Genomic DNA, 25,559 nt, shown 5'->3' on the forward strand with positions numbered 1-25,559 from the left:
CTTTGTTATGCGGCCAGAAAAAATTACGCTTTCCCAGGCTGCAGGCTAAAAAAAATAAACCGCGAAGCCAAAGCGCAGCCTCTTTTATTAACCTGCATGCTGCCTGATAAGCGACGTTTTACCTGATTCCGCCAGAACATAAGTATGATACAAAATCCTGAAAAAGCTTTTTTATTCTGCACAATAAGCTTTATCTGACCCGCGCAAATAGAATCCAGGCTACATTTTTAGGGTCGCTCCGCTATTAATTACGTTTGAGAGGATGAAGCCAACTTATGAAAGCACTTACTTATCATGGCCCTAAGCATGTTAGCGTAGACAACATGCCCGACCCCATCATCGAAGCCTCTGACGATATCATCCTCAAGGTCACCGCAACGGCAATTTGCGGCTCTGACCTGCATCTGTACCGGGGAAAGATCCCGGGCACCCATCACGGGGATATTTTCGGTCATGAGTTTATGGGCGAAGTCGTTGAAACGGGTTCTGACGTAACGGCGGTAAATAAAGGCGACAGGGTCGTTATCCCTTTCGTTATCGCCTGCGGCGACTGTTTCTTTTGCCATATGCATCAGTATGCGGCTTGTGAAACGACCAATACCGGTAAAGGCGCGGCGCTTAACCGCAAAACAATTACGCCGCCTGCCGCTTTATTTGGCTACAGCGATCTTTACGGCGGTATACCCGGCGGCCAGGCAGAATATGTCCGCGTGCCGAAAGCCAACACCGGCCCTTTTAAAGTTCCCACAAACCTTGCCGATGAAAAAGTTTTATTCCTTTCGGATATTTTGCCTACCGCCTGGCAGGCCGTTAAAAATGCCGAGGTAAAACAAGGCTCAAGCGTGGCGATATTCGGCGCCGGCCCCGTGGGACTGCTGAGCGCCGCCTGCGCCCGCCTGGCCGGGGCCGAGAAGATATTTATTATCGATCATCATCCTTACCGGCTCGCTTTCGCCCAGCAGCGCTACGGCGCGATCCCGATTAATTTCGATGAAAACGACGACGCCGCGGCCTGGATTATTGAAAACACCGCCGGAAACCGCGGCGTGGACGCGGTCATAGACGCGGTGGGCTTTGAAGCCAAGGGCAGCATAACCGAAACGGTGCTCAGCAACCTTAAGCTTGAAGGCAGCAGCGGGAAAGCGTTGCGGCAGTGTATTGCCGCCGTACGCCGGGGCGGGATCGTCAGCGTGCCGGGCGTCTACGCCGGCTTTATCCACGGCTTCCTGTTCGGCGACGCCTTCGACAAAGGCTTAACCTTCAAAATGGGGCAAACCCACGTGCATGCGTTTTTGCCGGAGCTGCTCAAGCTGATTGAAAGCGGCCATCTGCATCCGGAAGAAATCGTCACCCACCATCTTCCTCTTGAAGACGCCGCCCGCGGCTATGAGATCTTTGAAAAGCGCCAGGAAGACTGCCGCAAGATAATCCTTGTCCCGGGCCTTAACGCCGCGGCCGCGACGATCTGACGCCGGCTGTTTTCTGGCAATAAAAAACCGCCCCTGGAGGCGGTTTTTTAGCGGCCCGTTAAATCAGAGCGCTTTAAGAATGGCTTCCACGCTTGCTTTGGCATCGCCGAACAGCATTTGCGTATTGTCTTTAAAGAACAGCGGGTTCTGCACGCCGGCATAGCCGGTGTTCATCGAACGCTTAAAGACGATAACGTTTTGCGCCTTCCACACTTCCAGCACCGGCATGCCGGCGATAGGGCTGCGCGGATCTTCCTGGGCGGCCGGGTTGACCGTATCGTTAGCGCCGATGACCAGCACGGTGTCGGTATCGCTGAAATCATCGTTGATCTCATCCATTTCCAGCACCACGTCGTAAGGCACGCGCGCCTCGGCCAGCAATACGTTCATATGGCCCGGCAGACGGCCCGCAACCGGGTGAATACCAAAGCGTACTTTGATCCCGCGAGCGCGCAGCTTCTCGGTGATTTCCGCCACCGGATACTGCGCCTGCGCAACCGCCATCCCGTAGCCCGGGGTGATAATCACCGAGCTGGAGCTCTTAAGCATTTCTGCCGTTTCTTCCGCGGTGATTTCACGGTGCTCCCCTGCCTCGTCGGTTTCGCCAGTAGACGAGCCGTCGGTGCCGAAGCCGCCTGCGATAACGCTGATGAACGAGCGGTTCATCGCCTTACACATGATGTAAGACAGGATGGCGCCCGAAGAACCCACCAGCGCGCCGGTCACAATCAGCAGGTCGTTGCTGAGCATAAAGCCCGCGGCCGCCGCGGCCCAACCGGAATAAGAGTTGAGCATTGAAACCACCACCGGCATATCCGCGCCGCCGATAGACGCCACCAGGTGCCAGCCGATAGCCAGCGCGATAATGGTCATCAACAGCAGCGCCATCACCTGCAGGCCAATGCTTTCGGTACGGACAAAGACGATCAGCAAGGCGAAGGACACCACCAGCGCCGCCAGATTCAGCTTGTGACGATTCGGCAGCATCAGCGGTTTAGAAGAGATCTTGCCGCGCAGTTTGCCAAAGGCCACGATTGAACCCGTGAAGGTCACCGCCCCGATAAAGATGCCGAGGAAAACTTCCGTTAAATGGATGTTTTCCATCACGGGCTCGAGGCCCGGCGCATGATCCAGATAGCTGTTAAAGCCAACCAGAACCGCCGCCAGACCCACGAAGCTGTGCAGAATCGCCACCAGCTCCGGCATCTCCGTCATTTCGACTTTCTTCGCAAGGTGCATGCCGATAGCACCGCCGATAACCATCGCAACGATTATCCACACGACGTTGCCCGTTTCCGGCCCGAAGATGGTCGCCACAAGCGCAATCGCCATCCCGGCCATGCCGAACAGGTTGCCCTGCTTCGAGGTTTCGTGCTTTGACAGCCCGGCCAGGCTGAAAATAAACAGGATCGCGGCAACAATGTATGCAGCTGTAACTAATCCACCAGACATTTGTTACCCCTTAGTTCTTCCGGAACATTTTCAGCATGCGCTGAGTGACGGTGAAACCACCAAAAATATTGATGCTGGCAATCAGCACGGCGATAAAGCTCAGGAAGCTGACCCAGCCGCCGTGCCCAATCTGTAAAAGCGCGCCGACCACGATGATCCCCGAAATAGCGTTGGTCACCGACATCAGCGGCGTATGCAGCGCGTGCGAAACGTTCCACACCACGTAGTAGCCCACCACGCAGGCCAGGGCGAACACCGTAAAGTGGCCGAGGAACTCTTTCGGCGCGACGTCCGCAAGCCAGCCGAACAGAATAATCGCCAGCGCCATCAAGGCGTATTTGCGCCATGGGGATGCCGGTTTTTTCTCTTCTACCGCAGCGGCAGCTTTCGGCTGCGCCGCCTGAGGCTGCGCGGAAACCTGAATCGGCGGCGCAGGCCAGGTGACTTCGCCTTCGCGAATAACCGTCACGCCGCGGATAACCACGTCTTCAAAATCGACGTTGATATTGCCGTCTTTTTCTTTGCACAGCAGTTTTAGCAGGTTCACCAGGTTGGTGCCGTACAGCTGCGAGGACTGGGTCGGCAGGCGGCCCGGCAGATCGGTATAGCCAATGACGCGCACGCCGTTTGGCGTCACGGTAATTTTGTCGGCCACGGTGTATTCGCAGTTGCCGCCGTTTTGCGCCGCCAGATCGACAATCACGCTGCCCGCCTGCATGGAGTCCACCATTTCACGGGTGATGAGCTTCGGCGCCGGCTTGCCCGGGATCAGGGCGGTGGTAACGATGATGTCGACCTCTTTCGCCTGCGCGGCAAAGAGCTCCATCTCGGCTTTGATAAAGGCTTCGGACATCACTTTGGCATAGCCGTCGCCGCTGCCCGCCTCTTCTTTAAAGTCGAGCTCAAGGAACTCGGCGCCCATACTCTGCACCTGCTCTTTTACCTCAGGGCGGGTGTCGAAAGCGCGCACGATGGCGCCAAGGCTGTTTGCCGCGCCTATCGCCGCAAGGCCTGCTACGCCCGCGCCGATGACCATTACCTTCGCCGGAGGCGCTTTGCCGGCCGCGGTTATCTGTCCGGTAAAGAAGCGGCCGAATTCATGAGCGGCTTCAACGATGGCGCGATAGCCGGCAATGTTGGCCATTGAGCTCAGGGCGTCAAGAGACTGAGCGCGCGAAATACGCGGCACCGAGTCCATCGCCATGACGGTTACGTTGCGGGCGGCGAGCTTCTCAAGCAGCTCGGCGTTTTGCGCCGGCCAGATAAAGCTCACAAGCGTTGAGCCTTCACGCATCAGCTCGATTTCATCGTCCTGGGGAGCGTTAACCTTCAGGATGATATCGGATTGCCAGACATCGGCAGTGTCGGTAACGGTGGCTCCCGCCTGCGCAAAAGCTTCATCATCAAAGCTCGCCAGATTGCCCGCGCCACTTTCAACGGCGACGGTAAATCCCAGCTTCAGCAGTTGTTCCACGGTTTTCGGTGTGGCAGCCACGCGGGATTCACCGGCCCACCGCTCTTTTGGTACACCAATACGCATAGTATTCCCTTCCATCTGTTTATTATGATGGTTTGTCAGACGTTGCCGCGGCCAACCGTATGCCCGTTGTCTGTACCCCTGACAAACGTCATCTCCGTTACCACTTCAACAAAAAATACATCTGTAACAAACTTTTTATAACCTACTGAAAATAACGCCTGTGATCCACATCGCGATCGCAGTATTTGTATCTTTACCGCAAAATCTCAGTGTCCAGACCTTAAACTAGCTATTTTTAACTAAAATTCATCGCTGACACCTGATAATACGCTTAAGCGAAGCGGGAAAACATGATTCTGCGCCGCGTCAAAAGCCAGTTTTAACATTGTATTAACTAAATAAGTCGTAAGCTTTATCACTTTTACTGGTCAAGCGGGCAAATTCAGGAGATATAATTTTTAGTTATGGAAATTCTGCCGCGGCAGGTTAACGCTTTGAAAAATGCCGCAGACAGTAGCCCTCATTCGATGCATAATCTGCCGCTTACTGGTAACTTTCAGAGAATGCGGTATTAGTATTCATTTTGCGCAAGGCGAAGGATTATTTTTATGAAGCTCAAGAACACCCTTCTGGCGTCAGCACTTATCTCCCTGACGACGCTGTCTGCCCAGGCAGCGCAGGAATTGACCCCGGAGCAAGCGGCCTCTCTTAAACCTTTTGATCGCATCATCGTAACGGGTCGTTTTACGGCGATCAGCGATGCGGCTAAAGCCGTCTCTCGCCGCGCTGACGACGCCGGCGCCGCTTCTTTCTATATTCAGGATCTGAACGACACCGGCAACAGCGGCAACTGGCGCGTGGTGGCGGATATTTTCCATGCCGATGCGCCGAAAGCCGCAGCCGAAGGCAACCGCGTCATCAATGGCGTGATGGAGCTGCCAAAGGATCAGGCCCTACCTGCTTGAGCCTTTCGACACCGTTACCGTACAGGGTTTCTTCCGCAGCCAGCCGGAAGTGAACGACGCCATTACCAAAGCGGCCAGGCAAAAAGGCGCCGCCTCTTACTATATCGTGCGCCAGGTTGATGCAAACCAGGGCGGCAACCAGCGCATTACCGCGTTCATCTACAAAGCCGATGCGAAAAAGCGCGTAGTGCAAAGCCCCGACGCCATTCCTGCAAACTCTGAAGCCGGTAAAGCGGCGATTGCCGCCGGTGGCACAGCCGCCGCAAAAGTTGAAATCCCAGGCGTTGCCACCTCTTCTATGCCAAGCAGCGACGTGGGCCGCTTCTTTGAAACCCAGTCATCAAAAGGCGGGCGTTACACTGTCACCCTGCCGGACGGGACTAAGATCCAGGAGCTTAATAAGGTTACCGCCGCCCAGATGGTGCCGTTCGACAGCATCAAGTTTACCGGCAACTACAGCGGCATGACCGAAGTGTCGTACCAGGTCGCGAAGCGCGCCGCCAAAAAAGGGGCGAAGTTCTATCACGTGACCCGTCAGTGGCAGGAGCGTGGCGGCAACATGACCATCAGCGCGGACCTCTATAAATAAACGTTAAAAATTTCCCGGGGCAGCCTTCGCTGCCCTTTTTTATGTCCTCTTTTTGCGCTGTTGGTCCAATTTCCGGCGCATCTGATTGCAAGCAGTGGCGACACTCCGTAAAATTCCGCGCCTTAGCGTGATCCACCATTTTTATGCGTCAAAGCATAATAATTATTCTGGATCCTGGCTCACCTTTACTGGACACCTATGGAAAAGAAACTTGGCCTCGCCGCGTTAACCGCACTGGTCCTCAGCTCGATGCTCGGCGCCGGGGTATTCAGCCTGCCGCAAAACATGGCAAGCGTAGCAAGCCCTGCGGCGCTGTTGATCGGCTGGGCTATCACCGGAGCGGGCATTCTGCTGCTGGCGCTCGCCATGCTGGTGCTGACCCGTCTGCGTCCGGATCTCGACGGCGGAATCTTCACCTACGCACGGGCAGGTTTCGGTGAATTAATCGGTTTTTGCTCCGCCTGGGGCTACTGGCTGTGCGCGGTCATCGCTAACGTCTCTTACCTGGTTATCGTCTTCTCGGCGTTAAGCTTCTTTACCGATACGCCCGAGCTGCGCCTGTTTGGCGACGGCAATACCTGGCAGTCTATCGTCGGCGCCTCCGTCTTGCTGTGGATGGTTCACTGGCTGGTGCTGCGCGGCGTGCAAACGGCCGCCAGCATTAATCTGGTCGCCACCCTCGCCAAACTTCTGCCGCTCGGGATGTTTATCGTCCTTGCAGCCATGGCTTTCCGGCTTCCTACCTTCAGCCTCGACTTTTCCGGCCTGCAGCTGGGCGTGCCGGTCTGGGAGCAGGTGAAAAACACCATGCTGATTACGCTGTGGGTGTTTATCGGCGTTGAAGGCGCGGTGGTGGTTTCCGCGCGCGCGCGCAATAAAAAAGATGTCGGCCGCGCAACCTTGCTCGCCGTGATTGCCGCGCTGGGCGTTTATCTGCTGGTGACCCTGCTTTCTCTTGGCGTGGTGGCCCGCCCTGAGCTGGCGGCGATGCGCAACCCGTCCATGGCGGGCATCATGGTGGAGATGATGGGCCCGTGGGGCGAGGTGATCATCGCCGCGGGCCTGATCGTTTCCGTATGCGGCGCCTACCTGAGCTGGACGATTATGGCCGCGGAAGTGCCTTTCCTCGCCGCCACGCATAAGGCTTTCCCAAAAATTTTTGCGCGCCAGAATAAAAACAACGCGCCTTCGGCGTCGCTGTGGCTGACGAACATCAGCGTGCAGGTTTGCCTGGTGCTGATCTGGCTTACGGGCTCCGATTACAACACGCTGTTGACCATCGCTTCAGAGATGATCCTCGTGCCCTATTTCCTGGTGGGCGCTTATCTGCTGAAAGTCGCCACCCGACCGCTGTATCAGGCCATCGGCCTTGGCGCATGCATTTACGGGCTGTGGCTGCTCTACGCCTCCGGCCCGATGCACCTGCTTCTTTCGGTGGTACTGTATGCCCCGGGGCTGCTTGTTTTCATGTACGCCCGCAGCACGCACAGCCATGAAATCAAGCTCAACGTGCAGGAAAAAGCGATTATCGCCGGGATACTGGTCGCCGCGTTCCCGGCGACGTGGATGCTGGTGAGATAACGCCCGAACGCAAGCAAGGAGAAGCCCCTAATGGATAAAGCGTGTTCCACCCGGCCGGTGCTGATTACCGGCGCCGGCCGCCGTATCGGTCTTGCGCTGGCGAAAGATTTTCTGGCTCGTCAGCAGCCCGTTATCGTCAGTTTCAGAACGCGCTACGCCTCCATTGACGAGCTCGAACAGGCGGGCGCGCTTTGCCTGCCGGGCGATTTCTCTACCGATGAGGGGATCAGGACCTTCGCTGACAGCGTGCTGGCGCGCTGCGACGGCCTGCGCGCCATCATTCACAACGCCAGCGCCTGGCAGGCTGAATCCTCCGCGGTTGCGCACGGCGAAACGCTTGCCGCCATGCTGCAAATCCACGTCCATGCTCCCTACCTGTTAAACCATCTGCTTGAGCCTTTGCTGCGCGGGCGTGGCCACGCCAGTGCGGACATTATTCACTTCACCGACTACGTGGTCGAACGCGGAAGCGACAAACATATCGCCTACGCCGCCAGTAAAGCCGCGTTAGATAACCTTACGCGCTCTTTCGCCCGCAAGCTTGCTCCCGAAGTGAAGGTCAACGCCATCGCCCCGGCGATGATTTTATTTAACGAGCATGATGACGCCGGTTACCGTAAAGAGGCGTTGAATAAATCACTGATGAAGATCGCGCCGGGCGAAGAAGAGATAGTCTCGCTGGTGAAGTATCTGCTGGCGAGCCGGTACGTTACCGGGCGTACCCATGCGGTGGACGGCGGCCGCCCTCTTCGATAAATCTGTTTACCAGCGATTTATGGCGTAATAGATTCGCTCGGTGTATGTTTCCTCTTTTACCTGACATGCCGGGTTATGAACAAAATCGTATATGTGGAAGACGACCCCGAAGTGGGCGCGCTGATTGCAGCCTACCTGGGTAAACACGACATTGAAGTGATCGTCGAAAGCCGCGGCGACCGCGCCGAAGCGGTGATTAAACAACAGCAACCCGACCTGGTGCTTCTGGATGTGATGCTGCCCGGCAAAGACGGCATGACGCTGTGCCGCGATCTGCGTCCGCAGTGGGATGGCCCTATTGTTCTGCTCACCTCGCTGGACAGCGATATGAACCATATTCTGTCGCTGGAAATGGGCGCGAACGACTATATTCTGAAAACCACGCCGCCCGCCGTGCTGCTGGCGCGTTTGCGCCTGCATTTACGCCAGCGCATTTCGGCCCAGCACACCGTTGAAACCACGCCGGCTGCGTTAAAACCGCATAAGGCGATGAGGTTTGGCGCGCTGTGCATCGATCCGCTCAATCGGCAGGTCACGCTCGGCGACGAGAATATTGCGCTTTCGACGGCGGATTTTGATTTGCTCTGGGAGCTTGCGACCCACGCCGGGCAAATCATGGACAGGGACGCGCTGCTGAAAAACCTGCGCGGCGTAAGCTATGACGGCATGGACCGAAGCGTGGACGTCGCCATCTCCCGGCTGCGCAAAAAGCTCTACGACAGCGCGACCGAGCCCTTCCGTATTAAAACCGTGCGCAATAAGGGCTACCTGTTTGCTCCCCATGCCTGGGAGAGTTAAGCCTGAAAAAATGCCGCCTCAGGGCGGCATTAATTTCGTTAATGGTGCAGCATTTCGTCCACTATCTGCGCTTTCGTCATGTTGTAGGGATAAAACGTAGGCCAGTTGTCCATTTCTTTTAGCAGCGCGTCCTGTGACGCGTTGCCCATAAATAGATGGAAATGCTGGGAGCTGCGCGGGCCAATAATATGATCGCTAAACTGGACGTATTTCGGCGCCTTTGACTGGCTGTCCGGGCAGGTAAATAAATAGCGGACGCCTTTCTTCCCGGAGACATAGTTGAGGATTTTAAACCCCTGGTAGCTATACTCGCACGACCTCACCTCTTTCCCGACGTGGAACTCCATAACGTTGTTTTCAATGCCAATGGTTTCGATATCGGTCGCATAGCCCTTTTGGTAATAGGCTTCCAGCTCGGCAATGGATTTCCCGCTCTTTTTCGCCTTTTGTTCCAGAACCGGCGTCAGGTCGCCCTGTAATAAATACGGGTTCAGCGACTGCCAGATGCCGTCCCAGTCGCTCAGCGCGCGGTCCTTGACGTTTTTATCGTCAAACACGCCTTCACTGGCTTTCTGTTCCGCTTGCGTCAAAGGCTTTCCGTGGTGATGCGCATGCGCAAAAACCTGCGGGCTGCCAAGCAGGGCTCCCAGCCCCAGTAAAATAGCGGCGTTCTTCATGATCGTTACTTTCTCCTGTATGTCCCTTTGCTCGAATTGTTACGTTATAACATAATAAATCCGAGATTCAACCCTGGCTTGTGTCAGGCCATAGGGATGGCAGAAGGAGGAACGAATGTTTTAACCGCGGGGTCATTTTTGATAAAAAAGCCGCTTCTTCAGCTTTAGCGGCCGCAGAATATATGACAGATATAAAAAACCCCGGGCTCAGCCGGGGTCTGCGCTAGTGGAATCCCAGCCATCTGAGGAAACCTTTGACGCTTTTTGCGCGCCGGTTGTAGTGCGAGACGCACTCGGCGATGACATCCTGCGAGGTGATGCTGCGAAGAGACTTAACGCCATCTTCGACGGGCTGCCTGCTGGCCAGATTGAAAATGCGAACGCTAAAGGCATCACCTGTTTTCTGAATATCATACCGGTAGGTGATGTCGTTAACGCCGCCGACGTAGAGCTGAAAGTTTTTCATGATGGATACTCGGATTTACCTTAGGCGGCCATTTTACACAAAAATTGAGCAGAAATAATGAAGCCGGCGCAAACCAGGCGCGCATCGCGAAACGGATGGCTAATGAAAATGCTGAAATGGTTTACACCGTTTGCCCGGCGTGGGTAAATGCACCTGCGGCGATCGGATTACGTTCCTGAATAAGCGTATTGGCGGATACGGTCATCCCCCGTAATGCCCCGGCCGCCCAGGGTCAACTAATTAATTCGTTGTTTTATCGGTGATATTGAATGAAAAAGCTGTTTATTCAGTTTTATCTCCTGCTGTTTGTCTGCTTTCTGGTGATGACTATGCTGGTCGGGCTGGTCTATAAATTTACCGCCGAGCGCGCGGGGCGACAGTCGCTGGACGACCTGATGAAAAGCTCCCTCTATCTGATGCGCAGCGAGCTGCGGGAAATTCCCCCCCGCGACTGGAATAAAACCATCAACGACCTCGATCTTAACCTTTCGTTTAAGCTGAACATCGAGCCGATGAGCAAATTCAAGCTTGATGAGATGACCGCGCGCCATCTGCGCGAAGGCGAAATCGTCGCCCTCGACGATGAATATACGTTTATCCAGCGCATTCCCCGCAGCCATTACGTTCTGGCCGTCGGCCCTATACCCTATTTATTTTTCCTGCATCAGATGCGCCTGCTTGATATCGCGCTGATGATTTTTATCGCCATCTCCCTCGCCTTCCCCGTTTTCATCTGGATGCGCCCGCACTGGCAGGACATGCTGAAGCTGGAAACCGCGGCGCAGCGGCTTGGCAAAGGGCATCTGGACGAGCGCATTCATTTTGACAGCGCCTCCAGCTTTGAACGCCTGGGCGTTGCCTTTAACCAGATGGCGGACGACATTAACGCGCTGATCGCCAGTAAAAAGCTGCTGATCGACGGCATCGCCCACGAACTGCGTACGCCGCTGGTTCGCCTGCGCTACCGGCTGGAGATGAGCGATAACCTTACCGACGAAGAGTCGCAGGCCCTTAACCGTGATATCGGCCAGCTCGAAGGCCTGATTGATGAGCTGCTGACCTACGCCCGCCTCGACCGTCCTCAGACCGACCTGCACCTTTCGCAGGTTGACCTGCCGGACTGGCTGCGGAGCCATATTGCCGACGTCCGCCTGATTCATCCCCATCGGCATATCGAACTGGAGTGCCCCGCCGCCGGCATTTTCGGGCAGATTGATCTGCGCCTGATGGAGCGGGTTATCGATAATCTGATCAATAACGCCCTTCGCTACAGCCGGCAAAAGCTGCGCGTCAGCCTGTGGCTGGATGCGCAGAGCGCCGTTTTGCAGGTCGAAGACGACGGGCCGGGCATTCCCGAGCAGGAACGCGAACGCGTTTTCCAGCCCTTTGTGCGCCTGGACCCCAGCCGGGACAGGGCCACCGGCGGCTGCGGCCTGGGGCTGGCGATTGTTCACTCCGTTGCCGTAGCCATGGGCGGGGCGGTCAGCGTGGATAGCGGCGCTCTGGGCGGCGCCCGTTTCCGCTTTAGCTGGCCCGTCACGCTTTCCGGCGCTCCGTCCCTGCCTGCTGCCTGAGGCCCTTTTTAACCTGCCTGACCGATGGCGACGCTGGTGGTCAGGTTATATTTCCTGTGTTATAACTTATAAGTATGTTGTAACTAAAGTGGGCGCGCGATGACTGACTACGACCTGATTGAACGACTGACCACCACCTTCCGCGAGCTGGAGCGGGATCTGCACCAGTTGCAGGAACAGCTGGCGGCCTGTCGCCTGCTGGTGGGCCGCGTGTTTACCCTGCCGCTAATAGAGAAAGGTCAGGAGCACGAGCCGCTGACGCAGATTGAAGTCAGGCAGCTGGTCGGCAAGGAGGCGCATGAGAAGACGCTTGCGCACTTTACCCGCCTCTTCATCCAGCAGCAGTCGGAAAAAATCAGCAGCAAGGCCGCGGTGCGCCTTCCCGGCGCCGTTTGTTACGACGTAAGCGCTGAGCAATACCGGGAGATCAATGACCTGATCGCCTGCATAAATCAGCGCAAACTCGCGCTGGAGAAGATTATCAGCGTTGATTCGGGCCTTGCGAGCGTGCAGCGCTTTGAGTGGGTGCACCGCCATCTTCCCGGCCTGATTACGCTCAATGCCTACCGCGCCATTTCCCTTATCGATAATCCCACCACGCTGCGCTTCGGCTGGGCCAACAAGCAGATAATCAAAAATCTGACCCGCGACGAGGTTATGGCGATGCTGGAGAAAAGCCGCAAGGCAAACCGCGCCGTGCCGCCTTACACGCGCGAACAGTGGGCCGCGCAAATCGAGCGGGAGATGAATAACGTCGCCATGCTCTGCGCGGGCGCGAAGCTGAAAATCAAGCGGCCGGTGAAGGTGCAGCCGGTGGCGCGGGTGTGGTATCAGGAACGGCAAAAGCAGGTGCAGCTCGCCTGCCCTTCGCCCCTGGTCGTGCTGTGCCAGCGCGATAAAGGCGAGATGCCGCCGGAGACAGGCGAGCTGTTAAATTATGACGCGGAGAATATTCGTCACCGCTACAAACCCGAAGCGCAGGCGCTGCGGTTACTGATCCCGCGTCTGCACCTGTATTGCGAGCAATAAAAAAGCGCCTCCGAAGAGGCGCTCAGGCTCCAGGGTCAGGACTTCATGCTGCCGACCATCTCTTCCGGCCGTACCCAGGCGTCAAACTCCTCTTCGCTCAGGTAGCCCAGCTTCAGCGCGGAGGCCTTCAGGGTCAGCCCCTCTTTATGCGCCTTCTTGGCGATTTCCGCCGCTTTGTCGTAGCCGATATGCGTATTCAGCGCCGTCACCAGCATCAGCGATTCATTCAGCAGCTGGCTGATGCGGTCGCGGTTCGGCTCGATGCCGACGGCGCAGTGCTCGTTAAAGCTCTCCATGCCGTCGGCCAGCAGGCGAATCGACTGCAGCACGTTGTGGATAACCATCGGGCGATAGACGTTCAGCTCAAAGTTGCCGGATGCGCCGCCGATGTTCACCGCCACGTCGTTGCCCATCACCTGGCAGCACAGCATGGTCATGGCTTCACACTGGGTCGGGTTTACTTTGCCCGGCATGATGGAGCTGCCCGGCTCGTTTTCAGGAATGGCGATTTCGCCGATGCCGCAGCGCGGGCCGGACGACAGCCAGCGCACGTCGTTGGCGATTTTCATCAGCGACGCGGCCAGACCTTTGAGCGCGCCGTGCAGATGGACCAGCGCATCGCAGGTGGCCAGCGCCTCGAATTTATTCGGCGCGGTAACGAAAGGCTGACCGGTGATGTCAGCCAGCTCCTTCGCCACCCGTACGGCGTATTCGGGATGCGTGTTCAGCCCCGTACCTACCGCGGTGCCGCCAAGCGCCAGCTCCGCCACGTGGGGCAGGCTTTGTTCGATATGCTTAAGGTTGTGCTCAAGCATCGCCACCCAGCCGGAGATTTCCTGGCCGAGCGTCAAAGGCGTGGCGTCCTGCAGATGCGTGCGGCCGATTTTGACGATGTCGCGGAAGGCTTCCGCTTTGTCCTGCAAAGTGTCTTTGAGCACCCTGAGCTGCAAAATGAGCTGTTCGCGTACCGCGATAACCGCTGCAACGTGCATCGCCGTCGGGAAAACGTCGTTGGAGCTCTGGCTCTTGTTCACGTCATCGTTGGGATGCACCAGGCGTTCCATGCCGCGGGCTCCGCCCAGCAGCTCGCTTGCGCGGTTCGCCAGCACTTCGTTCATGTTCATGTTGCTTTGGGTGCCCGAGCCGGTCTGCCAGATGGCGAGCGGGAACTCATCAGGATGCCTGCCTTCCAGCACTTCGTCTGCGGCGGCCAGTATCGCTTTCCCGCGCTCCGCCGCCAGCAAGCCGAGATCCATGTTCACTTTGGCCGCCGCACGCTTGGTCAACGCCAGCGCCTGAATCAGCGCTACGGGCATTTTTTCCGTAGAAATGCGGAAATGCTCGAGCGAGCGCTGGGTTTGCGCCCCCCAGAGCCGGTCTGCCGGAACATCAATGGGTCCCATGGAATCTTTTTCGATACGACTGGATGCCATTTGTCTCTCCTTTTGAGCTTAAAAAAGCGTCGGCGCGCGCGGTTTCAGTGGTTTATTTCACGCACCTTGTACACTGCGAGGCGTGTATTTTCTGGAAGAAGTCGTTGCCCTTGTCATCCACCAGAATAAAGGCCGGGAAGTCCTCTACTTCTATTTTCCAGATGGCTTCCATTCCCAGCTCCGGATATTCGACGCAGGTCAGACTCTTAATGCTTTGCTGCGCCAGCACCGCCGCCGGGCCGCCAATGCTGCCCAGATAGAAGCCGCCGTGCCTGTGGCAGGCGTCGGTCACCTGCTGGCTGCGGTTGCCTTTCGCCAGCATAACCATGCTGCCGCCGTTGGCCTGCAGCAGATCCACATAGGAGTCCATGCGCCCTGCGGTGGTTGGCCCAAGCGAACCGGAAGCATAGCCGTCCGGCGTTTTTGCCGGGCCGGCGTAATAAATCGGGTGATCCTTCACGTACTGCGGCAGGCCTTCACCGCTGTCGATGCGCTCCTTGAGCTTAGCGTGAGCGATATCGCGTGCCACAATAATAGTCCCGCTCAGGGAAAGACGCGTAGAAACCGGATACCCTGAAAGCTGTTTGAGGATTTCACTCATCGGACGATTGAGGTCGACCTTAACCGCCTCGCCTTCCCCCGCCTGGCGCAGCGCCTGCGGAATAAATTTGCCCGGATTGTGCTCCAGCTTTTCCAGCCAGATGCCGTCGCGGTTGATCTTCGCTTTGATGTTTCTGTCCGCGGAGCAAGAAACGCCCATGCCGACCGGGCAGGAAGCGCCGTGTCGCGGCAGGCGCACCACGCGAATATCGTGCGCGAAGTATTTGCCGCCGAACTGCGCGCCAAGGCCAAGGTTCTGCGCTTCTTTTAACAGCTCTGCTTCCAGCTGAATATCGCGGAACGCCTGGCCGTGCTCGTTACCTTCCGTCGGCAGGCCGTCGTAATATTTAGTGGAGGCGAGCTTGACGGTTTTAAGCGTGGACTCCGCCGAGGTGCCGCCGATAACAAAGGCGACGTGGTACGGCGGGCACGCGGCGGTGCCGAGGCTGCGCATTTTCTCCACCAGATAATCCTTCAGCTTGCCCGGGCTTAGCAGCGCCTTGGTTTCCTGATAGAGATAGGTTTTGTTGGCCGAGCCGCCGCCTTTGGCGATGCACAGGAATTTGTACTCCGCGCCGTCCACGCTGTAGAGATCGATTTGCGCAGGCAGGTTGGTGCCGGTATTCACCTCGGTGTACATATCCAGCGCGGCGTTCTGGGAATAGCGCAGGTTGTCTTCGATGTAGGTGTTATAGACGCCCTGCGACAACGCGGGCCTCGTCGCCGCCGCCGGTCCACACGCGCTGGCCTTTTTTGCCGACGATAATGGCCGTGCCGGTATCCTGGCAGGTAGGCAGAATGCCTTTGGCGGCTATCTCTGAGTTGCGCAGGAACTGCAGCGCGACGTACCTGTCGTTTTCGCTGGCTTCGGGATCGCTAAGGATGTCGGCAACCTGCTGCTGATGGGCCGGGCGCAGCATAAATGAGGCATCGTGGAAGGCGTGTTGGGCGAGAAGGGTCAGGGCTTGCGGGTCAACTTTCAGGACTTCCTGCCCTTCGAACTCACCGACGGAAACATAGTCTTTGCTCAGCAGGTAATAGTCGGTTTCATCTTTTTTTAACGGGAACGGCTCTTGATAATGAAAGGCTTTGTTCGGCATTGTTCTCTCACTTACGACATCAGCTACGTTAATTATTTTGGCTTCGGGCGCCATCTTGCGCCTTGTTAAAAATCGAATCACGACATGCTACACAATTTTTTAACAAAAACTGAGACTAATACGACTTTTTGCTGCCCTGGTTACTTCCCCACGGATAATTGGTTTAATAGCCGGAATCTTATCTACATTAGAACAGGGCTTGATAATGCAAAAATTAATCAACTCGGTGCAGAACTACGCATGGGGAAGTAAAACCGCCTTAACGGATCTCTACGGCGTACAGAATCCTGAAAACCTGCCGATGGCGGAACTGTGGATGGGCGCGCACCCTAAAAGCAGCTCGAAAGTGCTGGAAAACGGCCAGCCGCGCGCCCTGCGCGAGGTGATTGACGCCGACCAGAACGCCGCCCTCGGCCAGGCCGTCGCCCGGCGATTTGGCGAGCTGCCGTTCCTCTTCAAAGTGCTCTGCGCCGATCAGCCGCTCTCCATTCAGGTACACCCGAACAAAAAAGCTTCTGAAATCGGCTTTGCCAAAGAAAACGCGGCCGGCATCCCCCTTGACGCAGCCGAGCGTAACTACAAAGATCCTAACCACAAGCCCGAGCTGGTCTTCGCCTTAACCCCGTTCCTCGCCATGAACGCCTTTCGCGAATTTTCTGAAATTGTTTCCCTGCTGCAACCGGTATCCGGCGCGCACGGCGCCATCGCCCACTTCCTGCAGGAGCCCGGTGCCGAACGCCTGGCCCAGCTGTTCGCCAGCCTGCTGAATATGCAGGGCGAGGAAAAATCCCGCGCGTTAGCCATCCTGAAAGCCGCGCTGAACGGCCAGCAGGGCGAGCCGTGGGAAACCATTCGCGCGATCGCCGAATTCTATCCCGACGACAGCGGCCTGTTCTCCCCGCTGCTGCTCAACGTGGTTAAACTTCAGCCGGGCGAAGCCATGTTCCTGTTTGCCGAAACGCCTCACGCCTACCTTAAAGGCGTGGCGCTGGAGGTTATGGCGAACTCGGACAACGTGCTGCGCGCGGGCCTGACGCCGAAATACATCGATATTCCGGAGCTGGTCGCAAACGTCAGGTTTGAGCCCAAGCCCGCGGACGAACTGCTGACGCAGCCGCAGCAAAACGGCAGCGAGCTGGACTTCCCTGTTCCGGTGGCTGATTTCGCCTTCTCCTTACACGATCTGAACGCAACGCCTGCCGAGCTGGCGCAGGATAGCGCAGCGATTATCTTCTGCGTGGAAGGCGAAACCGTGCTTAGCAAAGGCGAGCAGCAGCTGGTACTCAGGCCCGGCGAGTCCGCCTTTATCGCGGCCAACGAATCTCCGGTTTCCGCAAGCGGCGTAGGCCGTATCGCCCGCGTGTACAACAGGCTCTGATTTTAAGTAACTTACTGATCTTTTACGTGTGGATTGCTAAGCTTAGAGCGATAGTTTTCTAAAACGCCCGCGGGCGTTTTTCATTCGGCGGTCAGGGGATGTCTGACCGCCGCTTCAAAATGGACAGGACACGATGAAAAAATCACTGGTTGCGGTAGGTGTAATTGTTGCGCTGGGCGTGGTGTGGACGGGCGCGGCCTGGTACACCGGTAAACAGCTTGAAGGACGCATGGCTGAGATGATTGGCAATGCCAACGCCGAATTAAACAGGACCTCGCCGGAAGCCGGCCTGACGCTGAGCTATCAGGATTACCACCGCGGCCTGTTCCACAGCAGCATGCAGCTGGTCGTTAAGCCAACGGCGGGCGCGCAAAGCGCGCTTCTGAAACCCGGCCAGAGCGTCGTGCTCGCGGAAACTATCGACCACGGTCCCTTCCCGTTTGCCCAGCTGAAAAAATTCAATTTGCTTCCCGGCATGGCCTCCATCCGTACCGTGCTGGTCAACAACCCCACCACTAAGCCGCTGTTTGACATTACCAAAGGCCAGTCCTTTATCGATGCGCAAACCCGCGTGGGCTACAGCGGCGCGACGGCATCCGATATCAAGCTGCTGCCGCTGAGCTATCAAAACGGCGAAGAGAAAATGGCCTTCAGCGGCGGCCAGTTCACCGCGGACGTTGACGGCGAAGGCAATAAAATCTCCGTGTCCGGCGAAGCCCAAAGCGGCCTGGTGAATACCGTTAACCAGTACGGCCAGCACGTTCAGATGACGTTCAACGGCGTGAAAACCGACGGCAACAGCGAACGCAGCGAATTTGACGAGCGCGTGGGCGAGCAAAAAGCCTCGGTCGAAAAACTGGCCGTTGCCGTGGAAGGCAAGGAGCTGGCGGTGCTCGAAGGCCTGACGCTTAACGCTAAGTCCGACGTGCAGGATAAAAAGCATCTCTCCGGCCAAATCGATTACGCCATCGATGCGCTGAAGGTGCAGAATCAAAATATGGGCAGCGGCAAACTGACGCTGAAAGTCGGCAATATCGACGGCGCCGCGCTGCATCAGTTCAGCAAAATTTATAACGCGCAAACCCAGCAGCTGCTGGCCGACCCGGCGGTGGCGGAAAATCCGGAAATTTATCAGCAAAAAGCCATCGAAGTCTTTGCAGCCAACTTCCCGCTGCTGTTAAAAGGCAGCCCGGTTGTGACCGTTGCGCCGCTGAGCTGGAAAAACGATAAGGGCGAAAGCACCTTTAACCTTTCGCTGTATATGAAGGATCCCGCAGGCGCAACCGGCCCGGCGAACTCTCCTGAAGAGCAGCTTGACCGCTATGTGAAATCCCTCGACAGCAGGCTGGTTATCCCGATGGATATGGCTACGGCGTTTATGACGCAGGTCGCGCAGCTTGAAGGCTATAACGCTGAAGACGCCGCTAAGCTGGCCAGCCAGCAGATCAAGGGCCTTGCGGCCATGGGCCAGATGTTCCGCGTGACCAAAGTTGAGGACGATAGCATCACCACCAGCCTGCAGTACGGCAGCGGCAAAGTGTCGCTAAACGGCGAGCAGATGTCGCTGGGCGAACTGGTAGGGATGTTTGCCCTGCCGGGAATGGACGTCGCGCCTCCGGAGCCTGAAGCGCCGGCGCCGGCCGTGCCGCCTGCGCAGTAAGTAAAAAAAACCTCCTTCGGGAGGTTTTTGCTTTTCAGCCTTAGCTATTGCGCACCACCAGCCGCGCGGGCATTATCTGGCTGCGCATTTCCTCCTCGCCGTTCTTCGCTCGCGCCAGGATGCGCTGCCCCGCGCTGCGGCCGATTTCTCTTGCCGGCGTCGAAACCCAGGTCAGCGGCAAATCGTCCAGCTCGTCATCCATCACCTCCGCAAAGGCGGCCAGGGCGACGTGACGGTCGTAATAGCTGTCCAGGCTCCCCTCTCCGCTTTGTCTGCCCGCGCGCAGCAGGCCGAACCACGCGCCCATGGCGATGGTGCTGTTGTGGCAAAGCACGGCCGTAATGGTGGGGTTGTGATGCAGCAAAGTGGTGATGGCATCCGCCGCCTGTTTCTGGCTGGACTCGCATTCGATTATCCATTCGCTGTGGAAAGGCAAGCCGAATTTTAACAGCGTCGCGCAATAGCCTCCCAGGCGTTCTGCCCGCGTCAGCGACGAGCCGCGGCCGCCGATCCAGGCGATGCGCTGGTGCCCCCGCTTAATTAAATGTTCCGTCACCAGCTGCGCGGCCTGCATATTATCCGGGCGAATGATATCCGCCTCGTCGAGGTAGCTGGCGCGGGAGGCAAAAACCAGCGGCAGATTTTTTTGCTCCGCTAATTCCCGCAGCTCCGCGCCCTGTCCCGCCGCGCCGGCGATAATAATGCCGTCCACGCCCTGGGCCCAGCAGCGTATCGAAGCAGCGCTGCATATGCTGGCCTTGAGCGCCGCTTTGGGTAAGGAACAGCAGTTTGCCCTGCTTTTCCAGTTCATCCGTCAGCCCGGCGGTCAGCTCCGCATAAAAAGGGTTGCACAAATCGCGGACGATCAGCCCGATGACGCCGCTTTGTCCGCCGCGCAGCGACGCCGCCTGCCGGTTGCGTACAAAACCGAGCTTTTCGATGGCTTCATTGACGCGCGTACCGGTAGCCGCAGAGATCCTCCCTTTGCCACTCAGCACGAGCGAAACCGTCGTAACCGAGACGCCTGCGGCGTCGGCCACGTCGTTAATGGTGATTTTCTTTGCCATCGTGCTCATAGCCAGTACAGCTCCTCCGTGAATCAGTTGTGGCACAGGATAAAACGTTTTACCCAAACTCGTATATCAGGCGCGCAGCTCTCTTTTTAAACTGTGAACTGTCGCGCACTATAGTTTGGTAAAACGTTTTATCATCCGCGCTGTTTCGCACCGTTACTGTCTTTTAACCCCGGTACAGGAGTCGTTATGGCGGCTAATACATCACAAAAAGTCACGCTGTGGGAATTTTTTCAAAACCTTGGCAAAACCTTCATGCTGCCGGTGGCGCTGCTGTCATTCTGCGGCATTATGCTCGGTATCGGCAGCTCTTTAAGCAGCCATGACGTCGTCACCTTAATTCCTGCGCTGGGCAATCCGGCGCTGCAGCTGATCTTTGTCTGGATGAGCAAGGTCGGCTCTTTTGCCTTCAGCTTCCTGCCGGTTATGTTCTGTATCGCCATCCCGCTGGGGCTGGCGAGCGAAAACAAAGGCGTGGCCGCCTTCGCCGGCTTTGTCGGCTACGTGGTGATGAACCTCGGGGTTAACTTCTGGCTAACCGCCAAAGGTATTTTGCCGACCACCGATGCCGCGGTGCTGAAAGCGAACAATATTCAGAACGTGCTGGGCATTCAGTCCATCGATACCGGCATTCTTGGCGCCGTGATCGCCGGCGTTATCGTGGCGATGCTGCATAAACGCTTCCACAATATCCGCCTGCCGGACGCGCTGGCCTTCTTCGGCGGCACCCGTTTCGTGCCGATTATCACCACCGTGGTGATGGGCCTGGTGGGCCTGGTTATCCCTTTAATCTGGCCGGTATTCGCAGCCGGCATCACCGGCATCGGCAACCTGATTAACAGCGCCGGCGTGTTCGGCCCGATGATTTTCGGCACCGGCGAGCGCCTGCTGCTGCCGTTTGGCCTGCAGCATATTCTGGTGGCGCTGATTCGCTTTACCGAAGCTGGCGGCACTATGGACGTCTGCGGCCACAGCGTCAGCGGCGCGCTGACCATCTTCCAGGCGCAGCTGAGCTGCCCGACGGTGCACGGTTTCTCTGAAAGCGCGACCCGCTTCCTCTCGCAGGGTAAAATGCCGGCCTTCCTGGGCGGCCTGCCCGGCGCGGCCCTGGCGATGTACCACTGCGCCCGTCCGGAAAACCGCCACAAGATTAAAGGCCTGCTGATTTCCGGCGTTATCGCCTGCGTGGTGGGCGGCACCACTGAACCGCTGGAGTTCCTCTTCCTGTTCGTGGCTCCGGTGCTGTATCTCATCCACGCCCTGCTCACCGGCCTCGGCTTTACCATGATGGCGGTGCTGGGGGTGACTATCGGCAATACCGACGGCAACGTTATCGACTTCGTGGTCTTCGGCATCCTGCACGGTCTGTCGACCAAATGGTATATGGTGCCGGTGGTGGCCGCGGTTTGGTTCGCGGCGTACTACGGCATCTTCCGCTTCGCCATTACCCGCTTTAACATCAAAACGCCCGGTCGCGATATCGACACCACCAGCAGCGCGGAAAAAGCGATCGCCGGCCAGGTGGGCAAATCCGGCTACAACGTTCCGGCGATGCTTGCAGCGCTTGGCGGCGCGGAAAATGTCGTCACGCTGGACAACTGCATTACCCGCCTGCGGATGACGGTGAAGGATATGTCGCTGGTGGACAGCGCCGCGCTGAAAAACCTTCGCGCCATCGGCGTTGTGCAGCTAAACCAGCACAATCTGCAGGTGGTTATCGGGCCGCAGGTCCAGTCGGTTAAAGATGAAATGGCCAGCCTGATGAGTACCGCGCAGGCGTAAACCACAAAGGGCGCGGCGGCGCCCTTAAGGTTGATGACAAACGACCGAAAAGCGTGGTTTTCGGTCGTCCGGGATAAACCAGAAAATATTATCCCTGATTTTATCAGTCATGATTAACTCCCCCTTAAGCACGATAATGCTTTATCAATGTCTCAGGGGCGCAGCGGCGCCCTTTGCTGTGAGGTTCTATGTTCGATTTTTCTGTTCCGGTCGATCGCCACGGCACGTGGTGCACCCAGTGGGATTACGTGGCGGACCGTTTTGGCGCGGCGGATCTGCTGCCCTTCACCATCTCCGATATGGATTTCCCCACCGCTCCGGTTATTCTCTCGGCGCTGCAGCAGCGCCTTACGCACGGGGTGCTTGGCTACAGCCGCTGGAAGAATGACGATTTTATCGGCGCCGTTGCGCACTGGTATCAAAAACGCTTTAACAGCGCTGTCGATGCTGAAAGCCTGGTCTATGGTCCGTCGGTTATCTATATGGTTTCGCAGCTGATCCGCCTGTGGTCCGCCCCGGGCGACGCGGTGCTTATCCATACGCCTGCCTACGACGCCTTTTATAAAGCCATCGCCGGCAACGATCGCCAGGTATTCAGCGCCCCGCTGCGCAATACCGCCGCGGGCTGGCTGTGTGATATGGCCGCTCTTGAAGCGCAGCTTGCAAAACCTGAATGCAAAATCATGCTGCTGTGCAGCCCGCAAAACCCGACGGGCAAAGTCTGGACGCGTGCAGAGCTGGAAACCATGGCGGAGCTGTGCGAACGCCATAGCGTGCGCGTCATCAGCGATGAAATCCATATGGACATGGTCTGGGACGGCCATCGGCACACGCCGTGGTGCGAGGTGGGCAAAGGGCGCTGGGCGCTGTTTACCTCCGGTTCGAAGAGCTTCAACATTCCCGCCTTGACCGGCGCATACGGGCTGATTAGCGATGAGCAGGATCGGCAGGCCTATCTGGGCGTGCTCAAGGGCCAGGACGGGCTTTCCTCGCCTGCGGTGCTGGCGCTGGTGGCGCATATCGCAGCCTATCGTGAAGGAGAGCCCTGGCTTGAGGCCCTGCGCGCCTACCTGCAAAGCAATCTTGAGTACGTCGCCAGTACGCTGAACGAGGCGTTTGCGCAACTTAGCTGGCGGCCGCCGCAGTCGACCTATCTGGCGTGGATCGATTTGCGTCCGCTGGGCCTGGATGATAAAGCTCTGCAAAAAGTGCTGATTGAGCAGCAAAAGGTCGCCATCATGCCGGGATATACCTACGGCGCTGAAGGAAACGGTTTTATCCGGCTCAACGCCGGCTGCCCGCGGGTGAAGCTTGAAGAGGGCGTCAAGCGCCTCATCGCCGCTATCCGATCGCTGCAATAAAGCAACGGGGAGGCCGCCGCCCTTTTATTTGCGCAACTTATTGCTGCCGGCAGATAGCATTTTGGCTATGAATGTTTTTATAATGTGTCGCACTTTAATCAAAAAAAGAGTGCGACCATGATTGATACCAGCCTGCCGTTAACCGATTTGCACCGCCACCTTGATGGCAACATTCGTGCTCAAACTATCCTTGACCTGGGCCGCCAGTATAATTTGCCGCTTCCGGCAACCACCGTTGAATCCCTGATCCCGCACGTGCAGGTGGTGGAAACCGCGCCGGACCTGGTGAGCTTCCTGTCGAAGCTGGACTGGGGCGTGAAGGTGCTTGCCACCCTCGACGCCTGCCGCCGCGTAGCCTGGGAAAATATTGAAGACGCCGCCCGTAACGGCCTGCATTACGTTGAGCTGCGCTTCTCGCCGGGCTATATGGCGATGACGCACGGCCTGCCGGTTGCCGGAGTGGTGGAGGCCGTTATCGCAGGCGTGCGCGAAGGCTGCCGTGATTTTGGCGTCGAAGCCCGTTTGATTGGCATTCTGAGCCGCACCTTCGGCGAAGCCGCCTGTCAGGCCGAGCTGGAAGCCCTGCTTGCCCACCGCGATCGGATAACCGCGCTGGATCTGGCGGGCGATGAGCTGGGCTTCCCCGGCAGCCTGTTCCTTAATCATTTTAACCGCGCGCGCGACGCCGGCTGGCGCATCACCGTGCACGCGGGCGAAGCGGCCGGGCCGGAAAGCATCTGGCAGGCGATTCGCGAGCTGGGCGCCGAGCGCATTGGTCACGGCGTCAAGGCGATTGAGGATCCTGCGCTGATGGATTTCCTGGCGGAGCAAGGCATCGGCATCGAATCCTGCCTGACATCCAATATCCAGACCAGCACAGTGGCGTCGCTGGATAAACACCCGCTGGTCAAGTTCCTCAACCACGGCGTGCTGGCGACCATTAATACCGACGACCCGGCGGTTCAGGGCATCGATATCGTTCACGAATATACCGTTGCGGCGCCGCAGGCGGGCCTGAGCGCGGCGCAGATCCGCACCGCGCAGGAGAATGGTTTAAAAATCGCCTTCCTTAGCGAAGCTGAAAAGCAGGCGCTGCTTGCTAAAGTGCGCGCTGCTTAATAGCGCCGGCGGCGACTCGGGTCAGGAGGCTGACTCCAGCTGCCGCTTCTCTTTTGCCGTCTTACGCGCATAGCGCTGGGCCAGGACCGCGCACACCATCAGCTGAATCTGGTGGAAAATCATCAGCGGCAGCACCATCATCCCCACCGCGCTCGCAGGGAATAAGACGTTCGCCATCGGCACGCCGTTGGCGAGACTTTTCTTCGAGCCGCAGAAGACAATGGTAATCTCATCGGCGGTGTTAAAGCCCAGCAGCCGCGCAGCCCAGGTATTAATCAACAGCACTATCGCCAGCAGCACCACTGAGCATGCCAGCACGCCCAACAGGGCGTAGCCGTCAACCTGATGCCAGATCCCCTGCACCACCGCTTCGCTGAACGCGACGTACACCACCAGCAGAATGGAGGAGCGATCCGTCAGGCTGATGAGTTTTTTATGCTTATCCACCCAGCGGCCAATCAGCGGGCGCGACAGGTGGCCAACCACAAAGGGCACCATCAGCTGCATGATAATTTTGCCAATCGCATGCAGGGTATCCGTCGACCCTTCCTGGGTATTCATCAGCGCGCCGACCAGCACCGGCGAGAGAAATATCCCCAGAATGCTGGATGCCGAGGCGCTGCAAACCGCCGCCGCCACGTTCCCGCCCGCCACGGAGGTAAAAGCGATGGCCGACTGCACCGTCGCCGGCAGCGCGCAGAGATAGAGAAAGCCCATGTACAGCGGCTGGTTAAGCACGGCGGGCGACAAAAAGCCCATCGCCAGGCCAAGCAGCGGGAAGAGCGCAAAGGTGCTGAGAAACACCACCAGATGCAGCTTCCAGTGCCCTATCCCCGCCACGATCGCGTCGCGGGAAAGCTTCGCGCCGTGCATAAAGAACAGCAGCGCTATGGCAACCGCGGTCAGATATTCAAACCCCGTTTTGACTACGCCTTCGCAGGGAAAGAGCGAGGCCACCACCACCACCGCAATCATCACCAGTAAAAATTTATCGATTTTCAGACGCTGCAACCAACCCATGTCCTGTCCTTCATTAACGTTTCGGGAACTTCATTTCCTTACTTTGCATCAAATTTATTAAAGTTGCGAGCAATGGGAAACCCACGAAATTTAAGGGGAATTTCAAAGCATATATTCTGTATTACCCGCTTCGTTCGGTAATTTAATATAAAGCACAATGTCTCTTTTAAGGTCATGCAATTTTCTCCTTAAGAACA

The 25,559-nt window shown here is 57.3% G+C and carries 17 protein-coding genes and 3 pseudogenes; 12 read left to right on the top strand and 8 right to left on the bottom strand.

What is annotated here, in order from left to right; translation table 11 throughout:
• The first annotated feature begins 275 nt into the window (after window positions 1-275).
• Window positions 276-1,469: a zinc-dependent alcohol dehydrogenase gene (locus WLO32_RS10945; RefSeq protein WP_435945217.1), complete on the top strand. Its 1,194-nt coding sequence runs from the start codon at window positions 276-278 to the stop codon at window positions 1,467-1,469.
• A gap of 63 nt (window positions 1,470-1,532) precedes the next feature.
• Here the strand turns inward: WLO32_RS10945 and pntB are convergent, their stop codons facing one another.
• Together pntB and pntA are read right to left on the bottom strand one after the other, a co-directional pair.
• Window positions 1,533-2,921: a Re/Si-specific NAD(P)(+) transhydrogenase subunit beta gene (gene pntB / locus WLO32_RS10950; RefSeq protein ID WP_435945218.1), complete on the bottom strand. Its 1,389-nt coding sequence runs from the start codon at window positions 2,919-2,921 to the stop codon at window positions 1,533-1,535.
• 10 nt (window positions 2,922-2,931) lie between these two features.
• The gene (pntA, locus tag WLO32_RS10955) at window positions 2,932-4,461 is read right to left on the bottom strand and encodes a Re/Si-specific NAD(P)(+) transhydrogenase subunit alpha (RefSeq protein ID WP_435945219.1); all 1,530 of its coding nucleotides are present in this window, start codon (window positions 4,459-4,461) and stop codon (window positions 2,932-2,934) included.
• 548 nt (window positions 4,462-5,009) lie between these two features.
• Here pntA and ydgH point away from each other — a divergent pair.
• From ydgH to rstA, 4 genes and pseudogenes are all read left to right on the top strand, one after another.
• Window positions 5,010-5,955, top strand: a pseudogene (gene ydgH / locus WLO32_RS10960) (DUF1471 family protein YdgH).
• Between the two features lie 198 nt (window positions 5,956-6,153).
• Window positions 6,154-7,536, top strand: a complete 1,383-nt coding sequence (locus tag WLO32_RS10965) for an amino acid permease (protein WP_435945220.1) — start codon at window positions 6,154-6,156, stop codon at window positions 7,534-7,536.
• Between the two features lie 30 nt (window positions 7,537-7,566).
• Window positions 7,567-8,292, top strand: coding sequence for a dihydromonapterin reductase (gene folM / locus WLO32_RS10970; protein WP_435945221.1), 726 nt, complete (start codon window positions 7,567-7,569; stop codon window positions 8,290-8,292).
• Window positions 8,293-8,367: 75 nt separating this feature from the next.
• A complete protein-coding gene (gene rstA / locus WLO32_RS10975; RefSeq protein WP_435945222.1) occupies window positions 8,368-9,090 on the top strand; it encodes a two-component system response regulator RstA in 723 nt (240 codons plus the stop codon).
• A gap of 38 nt (window positions 9,091-9,128) precedes the next feature.
• Here the strand turns inward: rstA and zinT are convergent, their stop codons facing one another.
• Together zinT and WLO32_RS10985 are read right to left on the bottom strand one after the other, a co-directional pair.
• Window positions 9,129-9,767: a metal-binding protein ZinT gene (gene zinT / locus WLO32_RS10980; protein ID WP_435945223.1), complete on the bottom strand. Its 639-nt coding sequence runs from the start codon at window positions 9,765-9,767 to the stop codon at window positions 9,129-9,131.
• Window positions 9,768-9,990: 223 nt separating this feature from the next.
• Window positions 9,991-10,233: a hypothetical protein gene (locus WLO32_RS10985; protein ID WP_435945224.1), complete on the bottom strand. Its 243-nt coding sequence runs from the start codon at window positions 10,231-10,233 to the stop codon at window positions 9,991-9,993.
• A gap of 269 nt (window positions 10,234-10,502) precedes the next feature.
• On the opposite strand from WLO32_RS10985, the gene rstB reads away from it, so the two are divergent.
• Together rstB and tus are read left to right on the top strand one after the other, a co-directional pair.
• Entirely contained in the window at window positions 10,503-11,807 is a 1,305-nt protein-coding gene (gene rstB, locus WLO32_RS10990) for a two-component system sensor histidine kinase RstB (protein WP_435945225.1), read from the top strand.
• A 99-nt stretch (window positions 11,808-11,906) separates the two neighbouring features.
• On the top strand, window positions 11,907-12,836 hold the full coding sequence (gene tus, locus WLO32_RS10995; protein ID WP_435945226.1) for a DNA replication terminus site-binding protein: 930 nt from the start codon (window positions 11,907-11,909) through the stop codon (window positions 12,834-12,836).
• A 35-nt stretch (window positions 12,837-12,871) separates the two neighbouring features.
• Here the strand turns inward: tus and fumC are convergent, their stop codons facing one another.
• Window positions 12,872-14,269 (bottom strand): class II fumarate hydratase, encoded by a 1,398-nt coding sequence (fumC, locus tag WLO32_RS11000; protein WP_435945227.1) that lies wholly within the window; start codon window positions 14,267-14,269, stop codon window positions 12,872-12,874.
• A 52-nt stretch (window positions 14,270-14,321) separates the two neighbouring features.
• Window positions 14,322-15,969, bottom strand: a pseudogene (gene fumA, locus WLO32_RS11005) (class I fumarate hydratase FumA).
• A gap of 205 nt (window positions 15,970-16,174) precedes the next feature.
• Here fumA and manA point away from each other — a divergent pair.
• Entirely contained in the window at window positions 16,175-17,347 is a 1,173-nt protein-coding gene (gene manA, locus WLO32_RS11010) for a mannose-6-phosphate isomerase (protein WP_435945228.1), read from the top strand.
• 133 nt (window positions 17,348-17,480) lie between these two features.
• A complete protein-coding gene (locus WLO32_RS11015) occupies window positions 17,481-19,007 on the top strand; it encodes a YdgA family protein (protein ID WP_435945229.1) in 1,527 nt (508 codons plus the stop codon).
• A gap of 40 nt (window positions 19,008-19,047) precedes the next feature.
• Here the strand turns inward: WLO32_RS11015 and WLO32_RS11020 are convergent.
• Window positions 19,048-20,083: pseudogene (locus tag WLO32_RS11020) on the bottom strand (Mal regulon transcriptional regulator MalI).
• 186 nt (window positions 20,084-20,269) lie between these two features.
• On the opposite strand from WLO32_RS11020, the gene malX reads away from it, so the two are divergent.
• The 3 genes from malX (at window position 20,270) to add (ending at window position 24,342) form a co-directional block, all read left to right on the top strand.
• Complete coding sequence (malX, locus tag WLO32_RS11025; RefSeq protein WP_435945230.1) at window positions 20,270-21,862, top strand: maltose/glucose-specific PTS transporter subunit IIBC; 1,593 nt, start codon at window positions 20,270-20,272, stop codon at window positions 21,860-21,862.
• A gap of 188 nt (window positions 21,863-22,050) precedes the next feature.
• Complete coding sequence (locus WLO32_RS11030) at window positions 22,051-23,223, top strand: MalY/PatB family protein (RefSeq protein ID WP_435945231.1); 1,173 nt, start codon at window positions 22,051-22,053, stop codon at window positions 23,221-23,223.
• Between the two features lie 117 nt (window positions 23,224-23,340).
• On the top strand, window positions 23,341-24,342 hold the full coding sequence (add, locus tag WLO32_RS11035; RefSeq protein ID WP_435945232.1) for an adenosine deaminase: 1,002 nt from the start codon (window positions 23,341-23,343) through the stop codon (window positions 24,340-24,342).
• A gap of 21 nt (window positions 24,343-24,363) precedes the next feature.
• On the opposite strand, the gene WLO32_RS11040 is transcribed toward add, so the two are convergent.
• Complete coding sequence (locus WLO32_RS11040) at window positions 24,364-25,362, bottom strand: bile acid:sodium symporter family protein (protein ID WP_435945233.1); 999 nt, start codon at window positions 25,360-25,362, stop codon at window positions 24,364-24,366.
• Window positions 25,363-25,559: the final 197 nt, after the last annotated feature.

Source organism: Dryocola mayonis, assembly GCF_051307045.1.
In the GTDB taxonomy this organism is placed as follows: Bacteria; Pseudomonadota; Gammaproteobacteria; order Enterobacterales; family Enterobacteriaceae; genus Dryocola.